Raw genomic sequence first — 20,121 nt, 5'->3', positions numbered from 1 at the left:
GTGGGCAGCCGCCGAAAGAGCGACCCCGCCGGTCACCTCGACCAAGCCTGGCCGGGCTGCGGTCGTAACACCAGTAGATAAGTAGCCGCCGACCGTGCGCGGCGGCGCGCAGCCCACCATCACCGCACCGTAGCGGCCTCTGTCGTCGCTCGACATCCTGATCTGCCGAGCGGACGTTCGGGGAACCGCTTATCCACCGGCGTACAACGTTCGTTCTCAGCTTCCGGCGGGTATTTCCCCGGCAACTCGGACCGGCAGGCGGACGGCGGATCGTACTCGACTTCGCCCCTGCCGCGGTGGAGGTTGTCGCAGTCGCACGCTCTCAGACCTCGTCGAGCAGGGCCGGCAGTTTGCGCATGTCGTCGAAGATCACCGTGGCGGAGCCCTCAAGTCGACGGGCGGGGGTAAGTCCGCCCGCATAGCCGAGGCAGCGCATGCCCGCGGCGCGGGCCGCTTGCACGCCGTACAGGCTGTCCTCGACCACGACGCACGCCGCAGGCGGGACACCCATGTTCGCCGCCGCGTGCAGGAACAGGTCGGGGGCGGGCTTGCCGCGGGCGACCTCGGTCGCGCTGAAGATACGGCCCGCAAAGCGGCGATACAGTCCGGTGCGGCCCAGGGTGTGCCGCATCTTCTCGTGCGTACCACTGGAGGCCACGCATGTCGGCTGGCTGATCGCGTCGAGCGCGTCGGCGATCCCTTCGACCGCGGTCAGTCCGGCGTCCACCTCCTGGTGGTGCGCCAGCTCGAACCGCTCCGCCCAGGTCCCGGCCACATCGTGCCCGAGGCGGACGGCGATCAGCTCCCGGATGGACGCGCTGGACCGGCCGACGAACCGCTCGACCACGTCCGCCTCACTAAGTGGCCAGCCCAGGTCCGCGCCCACCGCGACATGGACACGGACCGCGATGCGCTCGCTGTCGACCAGCACTCCGTCGCAGTCGAAGATGACAAGCTCGATCGGATTGATCACTCAAAGAGACTAGCGGGAATGGGTGGCGGACGCGGCGGCGCTCACCTGTTCACGGAGGTGCGGGATCGCTGTCGCCACACGGGCCGCTCGGCGTTGCGGTTGTCCGTGCTTCGCCGCGACGAGGCAGCCGGTCAGGCTCGGGCAGGGCACGCAGTAATGCCGGCAGCGCGCCGAACACGAGGGGAAGACCGGCCAGCTCGCTGATTCCGACCCATGCGATGTCGTCATGCTCCTCAGGTGCACCGTTGGTGGGCGAGCCGACCCAGTCTCGGATGTGCCAGACGCCCACGCGGACGGCGTCCTCGCCACTGCCGGCACGCAGGTCGCCCAACCGTGACGAGGACTCCGCCGCAATGTGAACTCCCAGCTCCTCGTGCATCTCACGCGCGAGGGCCTGTAGCTCCGACTCACCCGCTTCGACGTGCCCCCCGGGCAGGTCCCAGAGATCCGGGTACGCCCGGCGGGTCGGGCTGCGGTGTACCAGCAGGACCGCCCCGTTCTCCACCAGCGCACCGCAGACGACGATATGCATGACGGGATTGGAGCACAGGGATGGCGCTTCTCGATTCTTGATCGATGCGCCCGTACTTCAGAAGGCATTCCGTCGCGCGGTCGGCGGACCCGTTGCCCGCGCGGCAGGTGCGAGGCGGAACGATGAAACGCGTCCGTCGGGGCTCCGAGCGGCATGTGATGATCTGCTGGTGGGCCTCAACGAGTGGCAACGCCTGTCGCATGTCGAGCGAGCGTTCCTCATCAACTCCTTCGAGATGGACCTGCTGCCCGGGGTGCTCGGTGACCTGGATCCCGCTCAGCCCGAGCCGTCGCTGTCCGAACTTGCCTCCGTTCTGCTGACGTTGGTGGACAGCGGCTGGATGGAGTTGCGCCGCTACGTGTCGGTGGTCAATGACGGTCGGGAGGGCCTGGCGTACGGCGAACCTGTGTCGAGGGACCACCTGCCGGCGGTACTGGCGGACCCGGCCAGTTGGGAGTACCCGGATGGTCCGAGTTGGGCCGGTGCTCTGACGCTGGTGGAGACCGAGGCCGGCAGGACTGTCAGCCGGATGTCCGCGGACGAGATGGAAGGATCATCGACGTGATCTCCCTGCCTCAACCCGACGACCTGACATCGCTGATTCTGCGGGTCGACTTCGGCGACGACGGAGCATGGGGCGAAGTCATACAGGCCACCGAAGCGGGAGGTGCAACCTGTGTCAGTGACGTCACCTACTCCAAAGTGACCGTCCGGGCTCTGATCGATGCGGACATGGCCGCTGCCGACGACGACAAGCTGACCTACCTCTTCCTTGCGGATGCCATCACGATGGTTGACAAAGAGCGTCCACTTCTCGCCGTCGACCTCTATACCGAACCCGGCCGTACGTTCCGCGTACCGCCTCGTTGGTATGCCGACGTTTCGGCCAACCTGAGCATCGCGAACATGGGCTTCGACGAGTTTGCCGACGCGGCGGACGAGTCCGGCACCTATCGTGGCTTCGACGAGGTCCAACAGCCACATGATGACCAGAGGCACTGAGGCCGGTCGGCGACGGAGGGCGCGCGGCAGGCGTGGGCAGCCGGTTGACGGTCAGAGGGGAGCGCCTTCCAGCGTGGCGATGGCCTGAACCGTCGTGTAACCACGCCACTCGAGCGCGGCCGCGGGGGAGTGGACCGTGTAGTCAACGGTCCACCCGCCGTCGGGCTCCTGCCGGCGGGCCAGCCGGACCAGGTCCGCCGCGATGGCGTCCTTGGTGAACGACGTCCTGGAGGGTGCGTCCGCGTACGGTGTGAAGTCCAGTACGTGCAGCACCTCGCCCTCCGCGCCACCTGTCACCGGGGTCGGGCCATCGCTGACCAGGTAGGGGATGAGCCGGTCGATCAGCGCACGGGCCCGGCGGTCATGTCCGGTGACTGCGTCGAGGAAGCGCATCGCGAACATCAGTTCGTAGGCGTGCGGGGCGTCGTCGATCTGGTCGATCCGCTCCAGGCAGTAGGCGGTGGCGGCGGTCAGCCAGGGATGTGCCGCGATGTCGGCGCGGTGTCGGGCGAGCCGATGGGCCTGGGCGGCGAGCTGCGCCGTCATCTGCAAGGACGACACCGTCGCGTCGGCTTCCACCCAGTGCGGCGCGCTGCCCGCGGTGTCGGAGCACGGCAGGCCGAACGGCACACCCCCGTCGGGCAGGGTGTGTCCGGAGAGCCACTCACACAGTTCCACGGGTCGCCGGCTCTTCGTGTCCCGGATGTCGGCAAGGACCTCCAGGGCGTGCATGGCCGCCACGGGTTGACTCGTTGCCGACCGTTGGTCGGGTTCCAACGCCCAGCCATAGCCGCCGTCCGGGTTGCGGTAGGCATCCAGCGCGGCGAGCACGTCGCCCGGCGAACCGTCGCCCAGCAACAGACCCAGGCGTCGCCGGTCGAGTACGCGTCCATGGGTCTGTACGAACGAGATCGCGGCGTTGAGATCCATCTCCATGTTCGTATTCTCCGTGGGTCCGCAGGCGGACGTGCCACCGAGTGTCCGACCGACCCCTGCGTCAGGTGGCGGGGTAGCTGTTGTAGTCGGGGAAGTTGCCGTAGAGCCGCTGGTCCGAGCCGCCCTGGGTGACCGCGTGCACGAGCAGGTCGCCGCCGACGAACGCGCCCTTCCAGGAGGCGCCGCGCCCACCGAACGGTTCGTCCCGGTCGCCGCGCGAGCGGGGCTTGTTGATGCCGACCTTGAACGCCTGGAGGTCCACCGCGAGCTTGGCCGCCTCGTCCTCGTCGTCGCAGGCGAGGCTCGCGACCAGTGCCCCGTTGGAGGCGTTCATCGCGGCCAGCAGCTCGTCCTCGGTGTCGACCACCACTATCGTGTCGACCGGGCCGAACGGCTCGGCGTGCATCAGCCGGGACCGTCCGGGCGGGGCGAGCAGCACCGAGGGTGCCACGTACGCCGAGGTGTCCTGGCCGTCGAGGAACGGTGCCCCGTCGAGGCGGCCACGGTAGAGCGGGATCGCGCCGCCGCGTACCGCCTCTTCGACCTTGCGGCGCAGCTCGTCGGCCTTGGCGCCGCTGATCAGCGGGCCGAAGTCCAGTTCCGGCAGGGCGTCGCCGTCGACCCAGTCGTCACCGACGGCGAGCGGGTGGCCGAAGCGTACGGAGCGGACGACCGGGAGGTACATGTCGAGGAACCGGTCGACCAGGTCACGCTGCACCACGAACCGGGGGTACGCCGTGCAGCGCTGCTTGCCGTACTCGAAGCCCTTCTTCAGGTGCTTGGCGAGCATGTCCCACTGGGAGAACTCCCAGATGCCCCAGGCGTTCAGCCCCTCCTGCTCGATGAAGTGCCGCTTGTCGGAGTCGAGCAGCGCGGCGGCGACCTTGCCGCCGTTGGACCGGCCGCCGACGAACGCGACCGCGCCGATCTCGGGTGCGCGTACCAGCACCTCGGAGAGTTCCTCGCCGCCGCCGGAGAGGAGGGTGGCCGGCAGACCGGCCCGGCGCATCAGCGCGTGCGCGACGGTCAGGCAGACCGCGCCGCCCTGGGACGGGGTCTTGGCGATGACCGCGTTGCCGGCGAGCAACTGCACCAGTTCGGCGTGGACCAGGACGCTCATCGGGTAGTTCCAGCTCGCGATGTTGCTGACCGGACCGGGGAGCGGCTCCCGACCGTCGGCGAGCATCCGGTCGATCTCGTCGACGTACCACCGGACTCCGTCGAGTGCCCGGTCGACGTCGGCGCAGGCCAGCCGCCATGGCTTGCCGATCTCCCAGACCAGCAGCAGGGCCAGCAGGTCACGGTGGACGGTCAGCTCGTCCAGTGCCTCGGTGACCCGGACCTTCCGGTCGGACAGCGGCAGGATCGCCCAGTCGCGGTGTTCGTCGGCGGCGAAGGCGACGGCGGCCTGGGCCGAGACGGCGCTCAGCCGGGACAGGTTGACCAGCACGGTGTTGTCGATCGGGGTACGCACCGGGGTCGGGGTGCCGACGGACTGCCAGGCACCCTGGATCAGGTTGCGCAGGGTGACGACGCCGGACGTGGCGGGGTCGAACGCTTCGGGGGTGGTGGCGACCCCGCGGGCGAGGGTCTGCTGCCATTCGGTGCCGTCGGCGAGGCGTAGTGCCATCGCTGCCTCCTGGAGATCGTTTCCAGTGGAGCGGCAGCTTCGGTGGCACCGCTGAGCTGCGCGTACTGTCCCGCGTGCCGCTGGTCGGCGGCAACCGTACGCTCGTATCCCAGGACGGATCCGCCCACCCGTTGGTCGTCCGCGCTCAGTCGTTCACGGTCAACCGAGCGGGACCAGCCACCAGGCGAGGAGCAGCCAGGGCAACCGCCACCATGGTGACGGTCCGCCCACCGGGGCGGTCGACTCGGTCGTCGGCACGATCCAGCCGGTGGCCGTGACCGACCAGGTGAGGAAGGCGTCACCGACCGGGAGCACCCCGCCCAGGTAGCGGCGCTGCCCGCCAATCTCGACGGCCATCCCGGTTACCTCGGCCAGGCCGGTGAGCGCGGCTGCGGTACGCCGGTCGCGGAAGAGCACCGCGTCACCGAGCGCGACGACGCTGGCCGAGGCGGAGAGGCCGAGGATGAGTGGTCCGGAGTCCACGTCGCCGGGCAGGTCGACGCCGCGCGGGTGTTCGCGCAGGCCGGGGGCGCCGGGCACGGTCGAGGCGAACCGGGTACGGAAGGTGGCCCAGTCGCGGGTCGCGTCGGCCGGGAACACCTCGCGCAGGAAGCGCAGTGCCACGGTCTGCGAGTGGCGCGGGCGCCCTCGACCGGCTGACCGCTCGTCGGGTCGACCCGGTGGGGGAGCAGCCCGGTGGCCGGGTCGCGTCGTTCGTCGGTCGCCGTCCGCCACCGCCGGATCAGTTCGGTGTACGCGTCCGTCCCCGCGAGGTGGTCGGTGAGCCGGAGCACGGCGAGCCCGACGGTGCTGTCCACCGGCCACGCCTGACCGGGGTAGGCGGTGAGGAACGGCGAGCCGGTCGAGCCCAGTTGCCGGTCGAAGGCGGCGGCGAGGGCCGCGGCGTCGGTGGTGAGCCGCTCGGCCTCGGCGGGCGCACCGGCCGGGCCGCCGGCGAGGCGTACCACCCCGCCCCGCAGCCAGTTGCTCCACCCGGCGTGGAAGACCCCGTACGGCGGGTCGAGGGCGGGGGAGAACGGGGCCCGTCCGGCGTCGGAGTCGACTTCGGCCAGGGCCCGCCGGGCCTCGGTCAGCGCCCGGTCCCGGTGGGCGGCCGACCGGGTGCCGACGTCGACCCAGGACAGGCCGTAGAGCGCGTGCAGGAAGAGGTAGCCCTCCGGGAAGAGCTGCTGCATCCGTTGCGCGGAACCGTCGTTGAGGGAGCGGCGCAGGAACTCCAGCCGGGGCAGGGCGTCGTCCACCACCTCGGCGTCGGTCCGGGTCAGCGGGCTGGGCGTGTGCGCCTGTACGGCCAGGGTTGCCCCGGCCAGGGTGGCGACCAGGGCGAGCGCCGTGACCGGGGCGAGTACGGCGAACCGGCGGAGCCGGTGGTACGGGACGGGCATCGCAGGACTGTAGCCAGGCGGGGCAACACCGCTGGCCGAGCCATCGGTGTCGGTCGCTCTTCACAAAGCGGCAACGCGGCGGTTACATTGTTGGACATCCATGGGAGCGCTCCCGCGCCTCCGTCGGAACCCCACCAAGCTGCCGCCGCGCACTACGGGTCGATGACATAGCGAAAGGGCGGATGCGCCCACATCCGCCCCTCCAATGTCCTCCGCTACGCGTTGCCGCGCGCGGCTCCACGGACAGGAGCGAGTCTAGTGCTGCCCAGCATCGCGCCGACCTGGCCAAATGGTCAACTTGCCCGGCCCACCGGTAGGGTCCGGCCCGGACGGTGGTACCGAAGATTCGCCACTTTCGGCTTACTCACGGTAACCGCAGCGGCCCTCCTGCACGCGGGCCCGACCAGTCCACCGGCCGCCGCCGCGCCCGGTCCCGTGGTCGCCGCGCCCGCGTACAACTACGCCGAGGCGTTGCAGAAGTCGCTGTTCTTCTACGAGGCCCAGCAGAGCGGCACGCTGCCCGACTGGAACCGGGTCTCCTGGCGCGGCGACTCCGCCCTCACCGACGGTGCCGACGCCGGCCTGGACCTCACCGGCGGCTGGTACGACGCCGGCGACCACGTCAAGTTCGGGTTCCCGATGGCGTTCAGTGCCACCATGCTCGCCTGGGGTGCGGTCGAGTACCGGGCGGGTTACACCGCCTCCGGGCAGCTCCCGCACCTGCTGAACAACCTGCGCTTCGTCAACGACTACTTCATCAAGGCGCACCCGTCGGCCAACGTCCTCTATGGACAGGTGGGCAAGGGCGACGACGACCACAAGTGGTGGGGGCCGGCCGAGGTGATGCCGATGGCGCGGCCCGCGTACAAGATCGACGCGAGCTGTGGCGGGGCGGACCTGGCGGGGGAGACGGCCGCCGCGATGGCCGCCTCCTCGATGGTGTTCCGGCCCACCGACCCGACCTACGCCGACCGGCTGGTCAGCCACGCCCGCCAGCTCTACACCTTCGCCGACACCGTCCGCCGCGCCTACCACGAGTGCATCACCGACGTGACCAGCTTCTACCGCTCCTGGAGCGGTTACCAGGACGAACTGGTCTGGGGCGCGATCTGGCTGCACCGGGCCACCGGCGAGGCCGCCTACCTGGCCAAGGCCGAAGCCGAGTACGACCGCCTCGGCACCGAACCGCAGTCCACCACCCGGCTCTACAAGTGGACCGTGGCCTGGGACAACAAGCAGTTCGGCACCTACGTCCTGCTGGCCAATCTGACCGGCCGGCAGAAGTACGTCGACGACGCCAACCGGTGGCTCGACTACTGGACCGTCGGCGTCAACGGCGAGAAGGTGCGCACCTCACCCGGCGGGATGGCCGTCCTCGACACCTGGGGGGCGTTGCGCTACGCGGCCAACACCGCCTTCGCCGCCCTGGTCTACGCCGACCGGACCACCGATACCACCCGCAAGACTCGCTACCACGACTTCGCGGTCAAGCAGATCAACTACGCCCTCGGTGACAACCCGCGCAACTCCAGCTATCTGATCGGCTTCGGCACCAACTCGCCCCGCAACCCGCACCACCGCACCGCGCACGGCTCCTGGTGGGACAGCCAGACCGTACCGGTGGAAACCCGGCACGTGCTCTACGGCGCCCTCGTCGGCGGCCCGTCCGCGCCGAACGACGCGTACACCGACAGCCGGGGCGACTACGTGATGAACGAGGTCGCCACCGACTACAACGCCGGCTTCACGTCCGCGCTGGTCCGGCTCTATTCCGAGTACGGCGGCACCCCGCTTTCCGCCTTCCCGCAACCCGAGACACCGGACATCGACGAGCTGACCGTGGAAACCACGATGATGCAGAACGAGACCCGGTCGACCGGCATCAAGGCCATCGTCTACAACAAGTCGGCCTTCCCCGCCCGTGCCCTCAAGGCCGCCACCTTCCGTTACTACTTCCGCCGCGAGGGCACCAGTGCGATCGAGGTGACCAGCGGATACACCCAGGGGTGCCCGGCACCGACCACCGCCCGCCAGGCCTCCGGCGACCTTTGGTACGTCGAGGTCAACTGCGCCGGGTACACGATCGCCCCGGCCGGACAGTCGGCGCACCGGATGGAGGTCCAGTTCAAGATCGGCGTACCGGAGGGCGGGACCTGGAACTCGGCCAACGACCCGTCGTACCAGGCCGCCGTCGGGCCGAACCCGAACGTGCCGCTCTACGAGGGCGGCGTACGGGTCTGGGGCACCGAGCCCGGCCCGACCACCCCGGACACCACCGCGCCGACCATGCCCGGCACCCCGGTCGCGTCGGCCGTGACCGCCACCGGAGTGACGCTGACCTGGAACCCGTCCACCGACACCGGCGGCAGCGGCCTGGCCGGTTACGACGTGTACCGGGAGGCGGGGACGACCGACGTGCTGGTCGGGTCACCGGTCGCCGCGTCGCTGGCGGTGACCGGGTTGACCCCGGCGACCGCGTACCAGTTCTACGTGGTGGCCCGCGACGGTGCCGGGAACCGGTCGGCCGGCTCCACCCCGGTCGCGGTCACCACCGGAAGCGGGGGCGGTGACACCACACCACCCGGTACGCCGGGCACCCCGGTCGCCTCGGCGGTCACCGCCACCGGCCTCACCCTCACCTGGACACCGTCCTCGGGTGGGGACCTCGCCGGCTACCGGGTGTACCGGGAGGCGGGGGCGACGGATGTGCTGGTCGGGTCACCGGTCGCGGCGACGCTCGGGGTGACCGGGTTGACGCCGGCGACGGCGTACCAGTTCTACGTGGTCGGGGTGGACCTGGCCGGCAACGTCTCGGCCGCGTCGGCACCGGTCGGCGTGACCACCCTGCCGAGTGCTCCGGCGGGGGCGTGCGCGGTCACCTACTCCACCAACGACTGGAGCAACGGTTTCACCGGCAGCGTCACCGTACGCAACACCGGCAGCAGCACGCTCACCGGCTGGTCGCTGGTGTTCGCGTACACCGCCGGCCAGCGGGTCACCCAGGCATGGTCGGCCACCGTCGCCCAGACCGGCACCTCGGTGACCGCCACCAACCTCTCCTACAACGGCACCCTGGCGCCGGGCGCGTCGACCACCTTCGGCTTCAACGCCACCCACACCGGCACCAACCCCCGCCCCGCCACCTTCACCCTCAATGGCTCCCCCTGCACCCTCACCTGACCCCGGCCCTCTGAGACCCCGTGCCCGCGCGGGGTCTCAGAGGGGGTCGCCCAGGGGGCCGTGTTCGGTTTCGAGGGCCCTGGCCCAGTAGGCGGGGAAGTCGGGTTGGGTGCCGTCGACGTCGGTGAACCCGTACCTCGGGTAGAGGGCGGCGGTGGAGAGGGCCCGGCCGGTGTGGGCCAGCACCTCCGGGTCGGCGGCCAGGGCGGCGACGGCCCGACCGAGGTACGCCGGAGTCTCGGACTCGGCGAAGTGCGGGTCCTGGGCGATCGCGTCCCGCCAGTTCGCCTCGGTCACCCCGAAGTGGTCGAGTACGGCTTCCGAGCGCAGGAAACCCGGGGTGATGGCAACCGCGGTCACCCCGTACGGCCGCAGTTCGGCGGCCTGGGCCACGGCCAGGCGGATGACCGCTGACTTGGCCAGGTCGTAGAAGACGCTGCCCCGGTAGCGGGCGGTGTTGCCGTCGGTCACCTCGACCACCAGCCCGCGCCCAGCGGCGACGAGCAGCGGCAGGGCGTACCGGCTGGTGATGATGTGGGTGTCGACGGCCTGGCGCAGCAGCCGCAGGCCGGTGTCGAGATCCTGCTGCCAGAGCGGGTTCGTCCAGTCGGTCAGCGGGTCGCCGCCCCAGACGCAGTTGACCAGGACGTCCAGCCGACCGTCCTGCTCGGTGGAGATCCGGTCGACCAAGGTCCGGACCTGGTCGGGCTGGCCGTGGTCGACCCGGACCGGGATGCCGGTGCCACCGGCGGCGGTGACCTGCTCGGCGGTCTGCTCGATGGTCTCCGGGCGGTCCAGGTCCGAGCGCCCGGCCCGGCTGCTGCGTCCGGTGACGTAGACCGTCGCGCCGGCCGCGCCGAGCTGTACGGCGATGCCCCGGCCGCCGCCTCGGGTGCCGCCCGCCACCAGGGCGACCTGTCCGGTCAGGGGCTGTTCGGGAGTGCTCATCGGGCCTGCCTGCCTTCCGTCGGATGCTCGGCCGATAGTAAGTGCTGGTTCATTTACTATCAACTAGACTGCCGCCCATGAGTCCCCGCCCCCTGGCGTTCACCGACGACCAGATTCTCGCCGCCGCCGCCTCGGCGATCGCCGACCTCGGTCCGGGAGCACTCACCCTGGCCGATGTCGCGCACCGTACCGGCGCGTCACCGGCCACCCTGGTCAAGCGCTTCGGCTCCAAGCACGGGCTGCTGGTCGCGGTGTCCCGGCGCGGGGTGCACGACGTCACGCGGGCGTTCCATGACTCGCGCGACGGCACCGTGTCGGTGCTGGATCGGTTGGAGAACGTCCTGGTCGGGTTGACCGGGGGCGTCCAACGGCACGAACAGATGGCCCACCACGTGGCCTTCCTGATGATGGACCTCACCGACCCCGAACTGCACGCCCAGGCCCGGGACTTCACCGTCGCCCTGCGCGCCGGCATCCGTGACCTGCTGGCGCAAGCGGCGCAGGCCGGGGAGATCGCTGTCGACGACGGTACGGCCGGGGTCGACCTGGACGGGCTCGCCGAGGCGCTGCTCACCGCGTACAACGGAACGATGATCACCTGGGCGCTCGAACCACGGGGGGCGCTGGGGGAGCGGGTCCGGGGGCAGTTGCGGTTCCTGCTCGTCCCGTACCGCCGACGTTCCTGAATCCCTGACCCGTACGGCACGGGACAGCACACCCAACCCGACGGGTGTGCTGTCCCTGCTCGTGCCGCTCCCGGATCAGGAGTCGGGCGTCGATCCGACCCCTGTCCGGTCTGTGCAACAGGGGACCCAAGCCGTCATCGTGATCACCTATGATCCCGCAGTGCCCGCACCCCTTCCCGCTCCGGACTTCGACCCCGGGGCCGCCTTCCCCGAGGTCAACCGGCTGCGCGCGGCGCTGACCGGCGCCGACTGGCCGGCCGTGGAGCAGCTCTTCGACGGGCGCGACGCGAAAACGGTCTCGCACCTGGTCAACAACGCCAGCGACCACCCGGGAATCGAGGGTTTCCTCCGTTCGGAGGTGGCCCGGCAGCCCGGTGAAGCCCTGCCGGCCACCCTGCTCGCCGCCTGCCTCGTCGTGACCGGCTGGAGCATCCGTACGGACAAGCGGGCCAACCAGGTCAGCCGGGAGCAGTTCGACCAGCTCCACGCGTACCTGCGGCAGGCCGAGCAGATCCTGATCGACGTCACCGCCCGACACCCCGCGTACGTGACCGCCTGGGACTGGCGCCTCACCACCGCCATGGGCCTGCAGATGGGTCAGTCGGAGGCGCGGCGCCGCTACGACCGGCTCGCCCGTCACGAGCCGCACCATCTGTCCGGCCAGCAGTCGCTGCTGCAGAAGCTCTGCCCGAAGTGGGGCGGATCCTGGGAAGCGGTCCACACCTTTGCCCGCGAGTGCATGAACGCGGCGCCCGAGGGCGGTCACCACGGCGTACTGGTGGTGACCGCGCACCTGGAGCAGGCACTCGAATCGGACACCCTGCGGCAGGCCGGCGAGTACCTGCTCACCATGCCGGTCTGGCAGAGCATCCAGGAGGCCGCCCGGCGCTCGGTCTGGCACCCCGGATTCCGGCACGACTGGGGCTGGGTCGGCGTACGGAGCACCTTCGCCATGGCCTTCGGGCTGATGGGGGACCACAAGGCGGCGGCGGCCCAGTTCTCCGCCCTCGGCAACCTTGGTAGCGAGGCGATGTTCGGTTACCTCGGCGACGCCACCGAGCAGTTCCAGAGGTTCCGGGCGGACGCGTACGCGAAGGGTGGCGCGCGATGATCCAGCAGCTCGAGGTGGACGGCGTACCGACGCTGCTCGCGCCGACCGACGGGCCGATGCAGGCCGGACTGGCCTTCCGGGTCGGCACCGCGGACGAGACGCTCGCCCGCAGCGGCGTGACGCACCTGCTGGAGCACCTGGCACTCGCGCCGATCGGGCTCGCCGACTACCACTTCAACGGCGCCACCGGACCGGCCGTCACCAGGTTCCAACTACAGGGCTCCGAGCAGGACATCGCCGACTTCCTGGCCGCCGTCTGCCGCAACCTGCACGATCTGCCGATGCAGCGGCTCGACCTGGAGAAGGAGATCCTTCGTACGGAATGGAGCAGCCGGTCGTCGGGAGCGATGGACCCGGTGCCGCTGTGGCGGCACGGTGCCCGCGACCACGGGCTGGCCAGCTACCCCGAGTTCGGGCTCTCGATGCTCACCCCGGAGCATCTGCGGACCTGGGCGGGCCGGTACTTCACCCGCGAGAACGCGGTCCTGTGGATCGCCGGTGCCCGGGTCCCCGCCGGACTGCGCCTCCCGCTGCCGAACGGCACCCGGCACCCGGTGCCCACCCCGTCGTCCGCGCTGCCGACCACCCCCGCCTACTTCACCAGCGGCTCCCGTGCGGTCGCCCTCGACGCGGTGGTCCGCCGGGACACCGCCGCCGGTGTCTTCGCCGAGGTACTGGAACGGGAACTGTTCCGCTCGCTGCGCCAGGAGGGCGGTCTCTCCTACACCGCCACCGCCGTCTACGAGCCCCGCGACAGCGAGTACGCCACCCTGCGCGCCCTCGCCGACGCGCTGCCGGAGAAGCAGTGGGCGGTGCTCGGGGGTTTTGTCGACGTACTGGCGAAACTGAAGGTCGGCCGGATCGAGCAGGCCGACCTCGACGCGCACGTCGGCAAGGTCACCGACGCCCTCGGCTCCGCCGCGGTGCACGCCGCCCGGCTGCCCGGGTTCGCCTTCAACCTCCTGGTCGGGGCGCCCAACCTGACCCTGGAGGAGTACCGGGCCGAGCTGAAGCAGGTCACCGTGACCGACCTGCACCGGGTCGCGGAAGAGGCGATGTCCTCGGCGCTGCTGATGGTGCCCGACGGCTGCCGCGCCGACTGGGCCGGTTTCGCCGAGGCGCCGACCCGCTCCACCCACGCGCTGCCGGGTACGTCGTACACCTCGATCGACGGGAACGGGGAGCTGCGGTTCGGCCCCGACGGCGTCAGCTACCTCGGACCGGGCGGCCCGCTCAGCGTCCCCTACACCGAGACGGCGGCGATGCTGGCCTGGCCGGACGGGGCCCGCCAGGTGATCGGGCTGGACGGTATCGGGATGCGGATCGAGCCGACCCTGTTCCAGCTCCACCCGGACACGGTCCGGATGCTCGACCACCGGATACCGGCCAGCCTCCGGGTCGACATGCCGGCGAGGGCACCGGAGGCGATCCCCGTACCAGGACCGGCGCAACCGGTGGCGAAGCCGCCGCTGCGACCGTACGGCTGGCTGGCCGTCGTGGGGCTGGTGCTGAGCGGGATCGCCACCGTCGGGGTGGGCGGGTTCGCGCTGCTGATGACGCTGGGCGCGTTCGTGACCGAGGAGGCGGACGCCTTCATCTGGGGCCTGGTGGTGTTCTCCTGGATCCTCACCGCGACCGTCGCACTACCGATCTTCCTGATCCCCCGCCACCACCGCCGCCGCTCACGCCAGCCCTCCCAACCAACCCGTTGATCATGAAGTTAGGGCATCCCCGAGCGCCTCGGGGATGCCCTAACTTCATGATCAACGATCGGGGCTCACTGGTGGGTTTCGCCGTGTTCGACGCAGAGGGCGGACCAGCCGGTCGGGAGGACCTGCACCTTCATCCGGCGCCGGCACTGGGGGCAGAACCGGGGCGGTTCCAGTGCACGGGCCGCCGCGCAGCCCTCGTGCGAACCGTCCCCGGTCGACCGGCCGCACCGGTCGCACCACACCGCCGTTGTCGGGTCTGCTCCGCTCGAAACCATCGGTACGCCGTCGCTCAGAGCGTCGCGGAGAGGGACTTGACCGGCATCTTCAGCTCGTCGAGCAGGTCCAGGTCGGCGTTTGCCGGACGGCCCAGGGTGGTCAGGTAGTTGCCGACGATCACCGCGTTGATCCCGCCGAGCAGACCGTCACGGGTGCCGAGGTCACCGAGGGTGATTTCCCGGCCACCGGCGAACCGGAGGATCGTACGCGGCATCGCCAGCCGGAACGCCGCGATCGCCCGCAACGCGTCCTTGCCCTCCACCACCGGCTGCTCGCCGAGCGGGGTGCCCGGCCTCGGGTTCAGGAAGTTCATCGGCACCTCGTGCGGGTCGAGCTCGGCGAGCTGCGCGGCGAACTCGGCCCGCTGCTCCACCGACTCGCCCAGACCCAGGATGCCGCCGCAGCAGACCTCCATGCCGGACTCGCGCACCATCCGCAGGGTCTCCCACCGCTCCTCGAAGGAGTGCGTGGTCACCACGTTCGGGAAGTACGACCGGCAGGTCTCCAGGTTGTGGTTGTAGCGGTGCACACCCATGTCGACCAACTCGTCGACCTGCTCCTGGTTGAGCATGCCGAGCGACGCGGCGACCTGGATGTCCACCTCCGCCCGGATCGCGGCCACACCCTCGCGCATCTGCTTCATCAGCCGGGCGTCCGGGCCGCGTACGGCGGCGACGATGCAGAACTCGGTCGCACCGGTCTTCGCGGTCTGCTTCGCCGCCTCGACCAGCGACGGGATGTCCAGCCAGACCGACCGGACCGGGGAGGCGAACAGGCCCGACTGGGAGCAGAAGTGGCAGTCCTCCGGACACCCCCCGGTCTTCAGCGAGACGATGCCCTCGACCTCGACCTCCGGCCCGCACCAGCGCATCCGCACGTCGTGGGCGAGTTGGAGGGCGGCGGGCAGGTGCTCGTCGGGAAGGCGCAACACGGCGAGCACACCGGCCTCGTCGAGACCGACGCCTTCACCGAGCACCTGGGCACGCGCCCGGTCGAGGATCTCTGGCATGGTCGTACCCTACAAGGCGGTTCGGCCATCGATGGGAGCCGCCGGCTCCCCGGGTGGTCGTGTCCGTGCGCCCCGCGACCGGTCCCGCCGCAGCCGCCGTCACCAGCACCGGAACCGGCCCCGTCGTGCCGCCCGCCCGAACCGGCTAAGGTGACCGTCGCCCGGCCCCGGCTCCCCGTGGATCGGTCCGGCGTACGGCCCGCCTTCCGGGTCGGCGCCCGGCGAAGTGGTAATTTTCGCCGGTCGGGACGGGTCGAATGGTCGCGGATGTGATCGGGCCGGCGCGGGACGGGTCGGGCGGTCCCGGCGCGGGACGGGCAGACGAGGAGTCGACGTGGCGAAGTGGCTGGAGGCGCTCGACCGGCGTGCCCAGCTACGGGCCAAGGCGGGGCTGACCCGGCAACTGCGCCCGCGCGGCGCCACGGACCCGGTGACCGACCTCGCCGGCAACGACTACCTCGGGCTGGCCCGGCACCCGGAGGTCACCGCCGCCGCCACCGAGGCCCTGCACCGGTACGGCCTGGGCGCCACCGGATCACGCCTGGTACGCGGCTCGACCGACCTGCACACCGCCCTGGAACAGGCCCTGGCCGACTGGCTCGGCGCGCAGCGGGCACTCGTCTACTCCTCCGGTTACCTGGCCAACCTCGGTGCCGTACGCGCCCTGGTCCGCCCGCGTACGTTGCTCGTCTCGGACGCGCACAACCACGCCTCGCTGATCGACGGGTGCCGGTTGTCCGGCGCGCAGACCATGGTCACCCCGCACAACGACGTGGACGCCGTCGAGGCGGCCCTGGCGGCGGCACCGGGGCGTCCGGCGGTGGTGGTCACCGAGTCGGTCTTCTCCGTCGACGGTGATCTCGCCCCGCTGGCGAGGCTGCACGAGGTGGCCCGCCGCCACGACGCGTTGCTGCTGGTCGACGACGCGCACGCGGTGGGCGTACGCGGTCCGGGTGGAGCCGGCGCGGTGGTCGACGCCGGTCTGGCCGGCGCACCGGACGTGGTGATCACCGCGACGCTCTCCAAGGCGCTCGGTGGGGCCGGCGGCGTCGTCGCCGGCCCGGCGGAGCTGGTCCGGCACCTGGTGGAGACCGGCCGGACCTTCATCTACGACACCGCGCTGCCGCCGGCCGTGGCGGCGGGTGTGCTCGCCGCCACCGGGCTGGCGCGGTCCGGGGATCCGCTGCGGGCGGAGCTGGCGGACCGGGCGACCACGGCGGTGCGCCGCCTCGGCCTGGCCGGACTGGACGTGTCGGCACCGGCGGCCGGGGTGATCTCGGTGACCGCGCCGGGACCCGAGGCGGCGACCGCCTGGGCCGCCGACTGTCTGGACCGGGGCGTCGCAGTCGGCTGCTTCCGCCCACCATCCACACCGGACAGTCGGTCCCGGCTCCGCCTGACGATCAACACCGGGGTACCGAGGGCCGACTTCGACCGGGCCCTCGACGTGATCGTGGAGTGTGCCCCGTGAGCGGAACCGCGTGCCGTGGCCCGATCCTGGCGGGTGCCCGGTGAGCACCACCTCCTGGCGTGGCCCGATCCTGGTCACCGGCACGGACACCGACGTCGGCAAGACCGTGGTGACCGCGGCGATCACCGCCGCCGCCCAGGCGGCCGGGCTGCGGGTCGCGGTCATCAAACCCGGCCAGACCGGTACGGTCACCGGCGCTCCGTCGGACATCGACATCGTGAACCGGCTCGCCGCCCCACTGACCGCGCGTACGCTGGCCAACTTCCCCGAACCGCTCGCCCCGCTGGCCGCGGCGCGGGTCGCGGCGATGGAACCCCTGGAGCTGTACGCCGTCGTCGACGCCGTCCGGGCCGAAGCCGACAAGCACGACCTGGTGCTGGTCGAGGGAGCCGGCGGACTCCTGGTGCCGATGGGCGTACGCCCCTCCGGTGAGCCGTGGACCGTCGCCGACCTCGCGGTCTCGCTCGGGGCCCCGGCGGTGGTGGTCAGCCGCGCCGGACTGGGCACGCTCAACCACACCGCGCTCACCCTGGAGGCGCTGGAACGGCGGGCGGTCCCGGCCGGGGTGGTCCTCGGGGCCTGGCCGAACGAGCCGGAACTGGTCCACTGGGCCAACCTCAGCGAGCTGGTGCCGAACATGGTCGGCGCACTGCCGGACGGGGCCGGCGGGATGGATCCCGGCGTGTTCCGGCGGTCCGCGCCCGGCTGGCTCACCCCCGCCCTGTACGGCGTCCTCGACGACTGGCGCACCTGGGCCGACGACGTGCACTGACTAACCCCGCGCTACCTGACTTTCGTCGGTGTCTGGGCCGGTCCGGCGCCGCGTAGCCTGGCCGGGTGGTGGGTTGGTGGCAGGGCCTGGGGGACCGGCGGCGGGGTGCAGTGCTGGACCTGCTGCTCTGGGCGGCGCTCGCCGCACCGATCGTCGCGGCGCTGGCCAGCCCACCGTCCCGACCGTACGACCCGGTGCTGCTCGTCGCCGAGCCGCTCCTGCTGGGGATCGCGGTGGCGGTCAGCCGGCGCCAACCGCTGGTCGCCCTGGTCCTGGTGATCACGCCGACCCTGCTGGACGGCAACTTCCTGTTCGCGATCCCGGTGCTGAGTTACCTCGCCGGTCTGCGGATGGCACGGGCCCGACCGGCCGGGCTGGTCTTCGCCGTGATCGCGGCGGGCGGCACCGGCCTGAACCTCTGGGTGCTGGAGAGCGCACTGTCCACCTGGTTCCTGCTTGCCACCATGCTGCTCTTCGCCGGGGTGTTCCCCTGGCTGCTCGGCCGCTACCGGCGTCAGCACGGCGAACTGGTCCGGGCAGGGTGGGCCCGGGCCGAACTGCTCGAACGGGAGCAGGCCGGTGCGGCCGAACGGGTACGGATGCGGGAACGGGCACGGATCGCCGGGGACATGCACGACTCGCTCGGCCACGACCTGAGCCTGATCGCGCTGCGCGCCGGGGCGTTGGAACTCGCCCCCGGCCTGGACGACGGGCAACGGGCCGCCGCCGGTGAACTCCGGGCCAGCGTCGCCGCCGCCACCGACCGGCTCCGCGAGATCATCGGCGTACTCCGGGAGGACGCGGGTGCGGCACCGACCCGGCCGGTCGACGAGAGCGTCACCGAACTGGTCGACCGGGCGACGGCGGCCGGTCTCGCGGTCGATCTGCGCTGGCCGGACCGCGCCGGTGGGCATCCCGCCCGTCTTCGCGACGCGCAGCACCCGGAAGACGCCGGCCCCGAGCTGCCGGTGATGGTCGGGCGGGCGGTGCACCGGGTGGTCCAGGAGGCCCTGACCAACGCCGCCCGGTACGCCCCCGGTGCCCCCGTGACGGTCGAGGTCGACCGGACGGTGGAGTGGATCGAGGTGCGGGTGCACAACGGTCGGCCGCCGGCCGGGCCGCTGCCCGTACCGGTCTCGGCCGGCACCGGGCTGCTCGGCCTGCGCGAACGGGTACGGCTGGCCGGGGGCACCCTGGCCGCCGGGCCGCACGCCGGTGGGTTCGCGGTGGTCGCCCGGCTGCCGCTGGTCGCCGACGCTGTCACCGCCGACCCCGACACGACGGTACGACCGCTTGCCGGTGCCACCGCCGACGACGGCGGTCTACGCGCACAGCGGCGGCGGGTCCGGCGCAGCCTGCTGGTGGCGGTCACCGCCCCGCTGGCGATCGCGGCCATGCTGTCGCTGGTCTACTACCCGTTCGTCACGTTCGACTCGGTGCTGCACCGGTCCGAGTTCGAGCGGCTGCGGATCGGTGCGCCGCGTACCGAACTGGCTCCGATGCTGCCCGGCCGGCAGGCACAGGGGTTGGCCAAGAACACCGGTCCGGCACCGGCCAACGCCGCCTGCGAGTTCTACACCGACGGTAACTTCCCGTTGGCGCTGCCCGCGTACCGGCTCTGTTTCGCGGACGGGCTGCTGGTGGCCAAGGACGAACTGCCCGGCTGAGCTGTTTTCACGAGGAGATGTGATGATCCCGGTCCTGCTGGCCGACGACGAGGCGATGATCCGCGCCGGGGTACGGGCGATCCTGGCCACCGACCCGGAGATAGAGGTGGTCGCCGAGGCGGCCGACGGTCGGGCCGCGGTTGAACTGGTCCGCGCCCACCGGCCCCGGGTGGCGCTGCTCGACATCCGGATGCCCCGAATGGACGGGCTCGCCGCCGGGGCGGAGATCCGCCGGTTGGTGCCGGAGACCGAGGTGGTCATGCTGACCACGTTCGGCGAGGACGACTACATCGCTCGCGCGATCGGTGACGGGGCCAGTGGGTTCCTGGTCAAGTCCGGCGACCCGAGGGAACTGATCGCCGGCGTACGGGCGGTCGCCGACGGTGCCGCGTACCTGTCGCCGGCCGTGGCGCGGCGGGTGCTGACCATCGGCGGGGAGCGGATGTCACGGGGCCCGGCGGCCCGGGAGCTGACCTCGGCACTCACCGAACGGGAACGCGAGGTGCTGGCGCTGGTCGGAGCCGGCCTCTCCAACGCCGAAATCGCCCGCCGCCTCTACCTGGTAGAAGGAACCGTAAAGGGCTACCTAAGCACCATCTTCACCCGCCTAAACGTCCGCAACCGCGTCCAAGCCGCCATAATCGCCCACGAAGCCAACCTCCCCGCCCCGCCCCCACCCCTACCCCGTTGATCATGAAGTTAGCGACGCCGCCGGGGGCGTTGGGGTCAAGTGGTGAGTGCAATCGTTAAGCGGTGATGAGTTGTGCCAGGCGCTGGGCTGGGGTGGCCCAGTCCAGTGTCTGGCGGGGT

Annotated in this window: 19 protein-coding genes; 10 read left to right on the top strand and 9 right to left on the bottom strand. The window is 71.3% G+C overall.

Translation table 11 applies throughout. The features are described from left to right. Positions 1–322: 322 nt before the first annotated feature. Positions 323–973, bottom strand: coding sequence for an HAD family hydrolase (locus tag ACWEFB_RS37590; RefSeq protein ID WP_452293001.1), 651 nt, complete (start codon positions 971–973; stop codon positions 323–325). 49 nt (positions 974–1,022) lie between these two features. Further along, positions 1,023–1,505, bottom strand: a complete 483-nt coding sequence (locus tag ACWEFB_RS37585) for an NUDIX domain-containing protein (protein WP_452293000.1) — start codon at positions 1,503–1,505, stop codon at positions 1,023–1,025. Between the two features lie 169 nt (positions 1,506–1,674). On the opposite strand from ACWEFB_RS37585, the gene ACWEFB_RS37580 reads away from it, so the two are divergent. Together ACWEFB_RS37580 and ACWEFB_RS37575 are read left to right on the top strand one after the other, a co-directional pair. After that, positions 1,675–2,070 (top strand): hypothetical protein, encoded by a 396-nt coding sequence (locus ACWEFB_RS37580; RefSeq protein ID WP_452292999.1) that lies wholly within the window; start codon positions 1,675–1,677, stop codon positions 2,068–2,070. Next, the gene (locus tag ACWEFB_RS37575; protein WP_452292998.1) at positions 2,067–2,507 is read left to right on the top strand and encodes a DUF6924 domain-containing protein; all 441 of its coding nucleotides are present in this window, start codon (positions 2,067–2,069) and stop codon (positions 2,505–2,507) included. Before ACWEFB_RS37580 ends, ACWEFB_RS37575 begins: the two co-directional genes overlap by 4 nt. Positions 2,508–2,558: 51 nt before the next feature. Here the strand turns inward: ACWEFB_RS37575 and ACWEFB_RS37570 are convergent, their stop codons facing one another. The 4 genes from ACWEFB_RS37570 to ACWEFB_RS37555 form a co-directional block, all read right to left on the bottom strand. Further along, positions 2,559–3,443 (bottom strand): hypothetical protein, encoded by an 885-nt coding sequence (locus ACWEFB_RS37570; RefSeq protein WP_452292997.1) that lies wholly within the window; start codon positions 3,441–3,443, stop codon positions 2,559–2,561. A gap of 61 nt (positions 3,444–3,504) precedes the next feature. Then, on the bottom strand, positions 3,505–5,073 hold the full coding sequence (locus tag ACWEFB_RS37565; protein WP_452292996.1) for an aldehyde dehydrogenase family protein: 1,569 nt from the start codon (positions 5,071–5,073) through the stop codon (positions 3,505–3,507). 159 nt (positions 5,074–5,232) lie between these two features. Beyond that, positions 5,233–5,430, bottom strand: a complete 198-nt coding sequence (locus ACWEFB_RS37560; protein WP_452292995.1) for a hypothetical protein — start codon at positions 5,428–5,430, stop codon at positions 5,233–5,235. A gap of 5 nt (positions 5,431–5,435) precedes the next feature. Further along, positions 5,436–6,479: a hypothetical protein gene (locus ACWEFB_RS37555; protein ID WP_452292994.1), complete on the bottom strand. Its 1,044-nt coding sequence runs from the start codon at positions 6,477–6,479 to the stop codon at positions 5,436–5,438. Between the two features lie 258 nt (positions 6,480–6,737). Here ACWEFB_RS37555 and ACWEFB_RS37550 point away from each other — a divergent pair, with 258 nt between their 5' ends. Beyond that, positions 6,738–9,659 carry a glycoside hydrolase family 9 protein gene (locus ACWEFB_RS37550; protein WP_452292993.1) on the top strand — a complete coding sequence of 974 codons (2,922 nt, stop codon included), beginning with the start codon at positions 6,738–6,740 and terminating at the stop codon, positions 9,657–9,659. 36 nt (positions 9,660–9,695) lie between these two features. On the opposite strand, the gene ACWEFB_RS37545 is transcribed toward ACWEFB_RS37550, so the two are convergent. Then, the gene (locus ACWEFB_RS37545; RefSeq protein ID WP_452292992.1) at positions 9,696–10,607 is read right to left on the bottom strand and encodes an SDR family oxidoreductase; all 912 of its coding nucleotides are present in this window, start codon (positions 10,605–10,607) and stop codon (positions 9,696–9,698) included. A 77-nt stretch (positions 10,608–10,684) separates the two neighbouring features. On the opposite strand from ACWEFB_RS37545, the gene ACWEFB_RS37540 reads away from it, so the two are divergent. The 3 genes from ACWEFB_RS37540 (at position 10,685) to ACWEFB_RS37530 (ending at position 14,116) form a co-directional block, all read left to right on the top strand. Beyond that, positions 10,685–11,293 (top strand): TetR/AcrR family transcriptional regulator, encoded by a 609-nt coding sequence (locus ACWEFB_RS37540; protein ID WP_452292991.1) that lies wholly within the window; start codon positions 10,685–10,687, stop codon positions 11,291–11,293. A gap of 160 nt (positions 11,294–11,453) precedes the next feature. Continuing rightward, positions 11,454–12,404: a hypothetical protein gene (locus ACWEFB_RS37535; RefSeq protein ID WP_452292990.1), complete on the top strand. Its 951-nt coding sequence runs from the start codon at positions 11,454–11,456 to the stop codon at positions 12,402–12,404. Continuing rightward, positions 12,401–14,116, top strand: a complete 1,716-nt coding sequence (locus tag ACWEFB_RS37530) for a M16 family metallopeptidase (RefSeq protein ID WP_452292989.1) — start codon at positions 12,401–12,403, stop codon at positions 14,114–14,116. The genes ACWEFB_RS37535 and ACWEFB_RS37530 overlap by 4 nt, the downstream gene beginning before the upstream one ends. Before the next feature lie 65 nt (positions 14,117–14,181). Here ACWEFB_RS37530 and bsaP read toward each other — a convergent pair whose 3' ends face one another. Continuing rightward, positions 14,182–14,391, bottom strand: a complete 210-nt coding sequence (bsaP, locus tag ACWEFB_RS37525; protein ID WP_452292988.1) for a biotin synthase auxiliary protein BsaP — start codon at positions 14,389–14,391, stop codon at positions 14,182–14,184. Positions 14,392–14,405: 14 nt separating this feature from the next. Continuing rightward, on the bottom strand, positions 14,406–15,401 hold the full coding sequence (gene bioB, locus ACWEFB_RS37520) for a biotin synthase BioB (protein WP_326560076.1): 996 nt from the start codon (positions 15,399–15,401) through the stop codon (positions 14,406–14,408). Positions 15,402–15,735: 334 nt separating this feature from the next. Here bioB and ACWEFB_RS37515 point away from each other — a divergent pair, with 334 nt between their 5' ends. From ACWEFB_RS37515 to ACWEFB_RS37500, 4 genes are all read left to right on the top strand, one after another. Then, a complete protein-coding gene (locus ACWEFB_RS37515; protein WP_452292987.1) occupies positions 15,736–16,872 on the top strand; it encodes an 8-amino-7-oxononanoate synthase in 1,137 nt (378 codons plus the stop codon). A gap of 67 nt (positions 16,873–16,939) precedes the next feature. Continuing rightward, positions 16,940–17,644: a dethiobiotin synthase gene (bioD, locus tag ACWEFB_RS37510; protein ID WP_326562981.1), complete on the top strand. Its 705-nt coding sequence runs from the start codon at positions 16,940–16,942 to the stop codon at positions 17,642–17,644. Between the two features lie 65 nt (positions 17,645–17,709). Further along, entirely contained in the window at positions 17,710–19,311 is a 1,602-nt protein-coding gene (locus ACWEFB_RS37505) for a histidine kinase (protein ID WP_452292986.1), read from the top strand. Between the two features lie 22 nt (positions 19,312–19,333). After that, positions 19,334–20,002 (top strand): response regulator, encoded by a 669-nt coding sequence (locus ACWEFB_RS37500; RefSeq protein ID WP_452292985.1) that lies wholly within the window; start codon positions 19,334–19,336, stop codon positions 20,000–20,002. The last annotated feature ends 119 nt before the right edge of the window (positions 20,003–20,121 follow it).

The organism is Micromonospora sp. NPDC004704 (genome assembly GCF_053601675.1).
The sequence above is the reverse complement of the archived record's forward strand: the minus strand, read 5'-3'. Positions and strand labels throughout refer to the sequence as shown.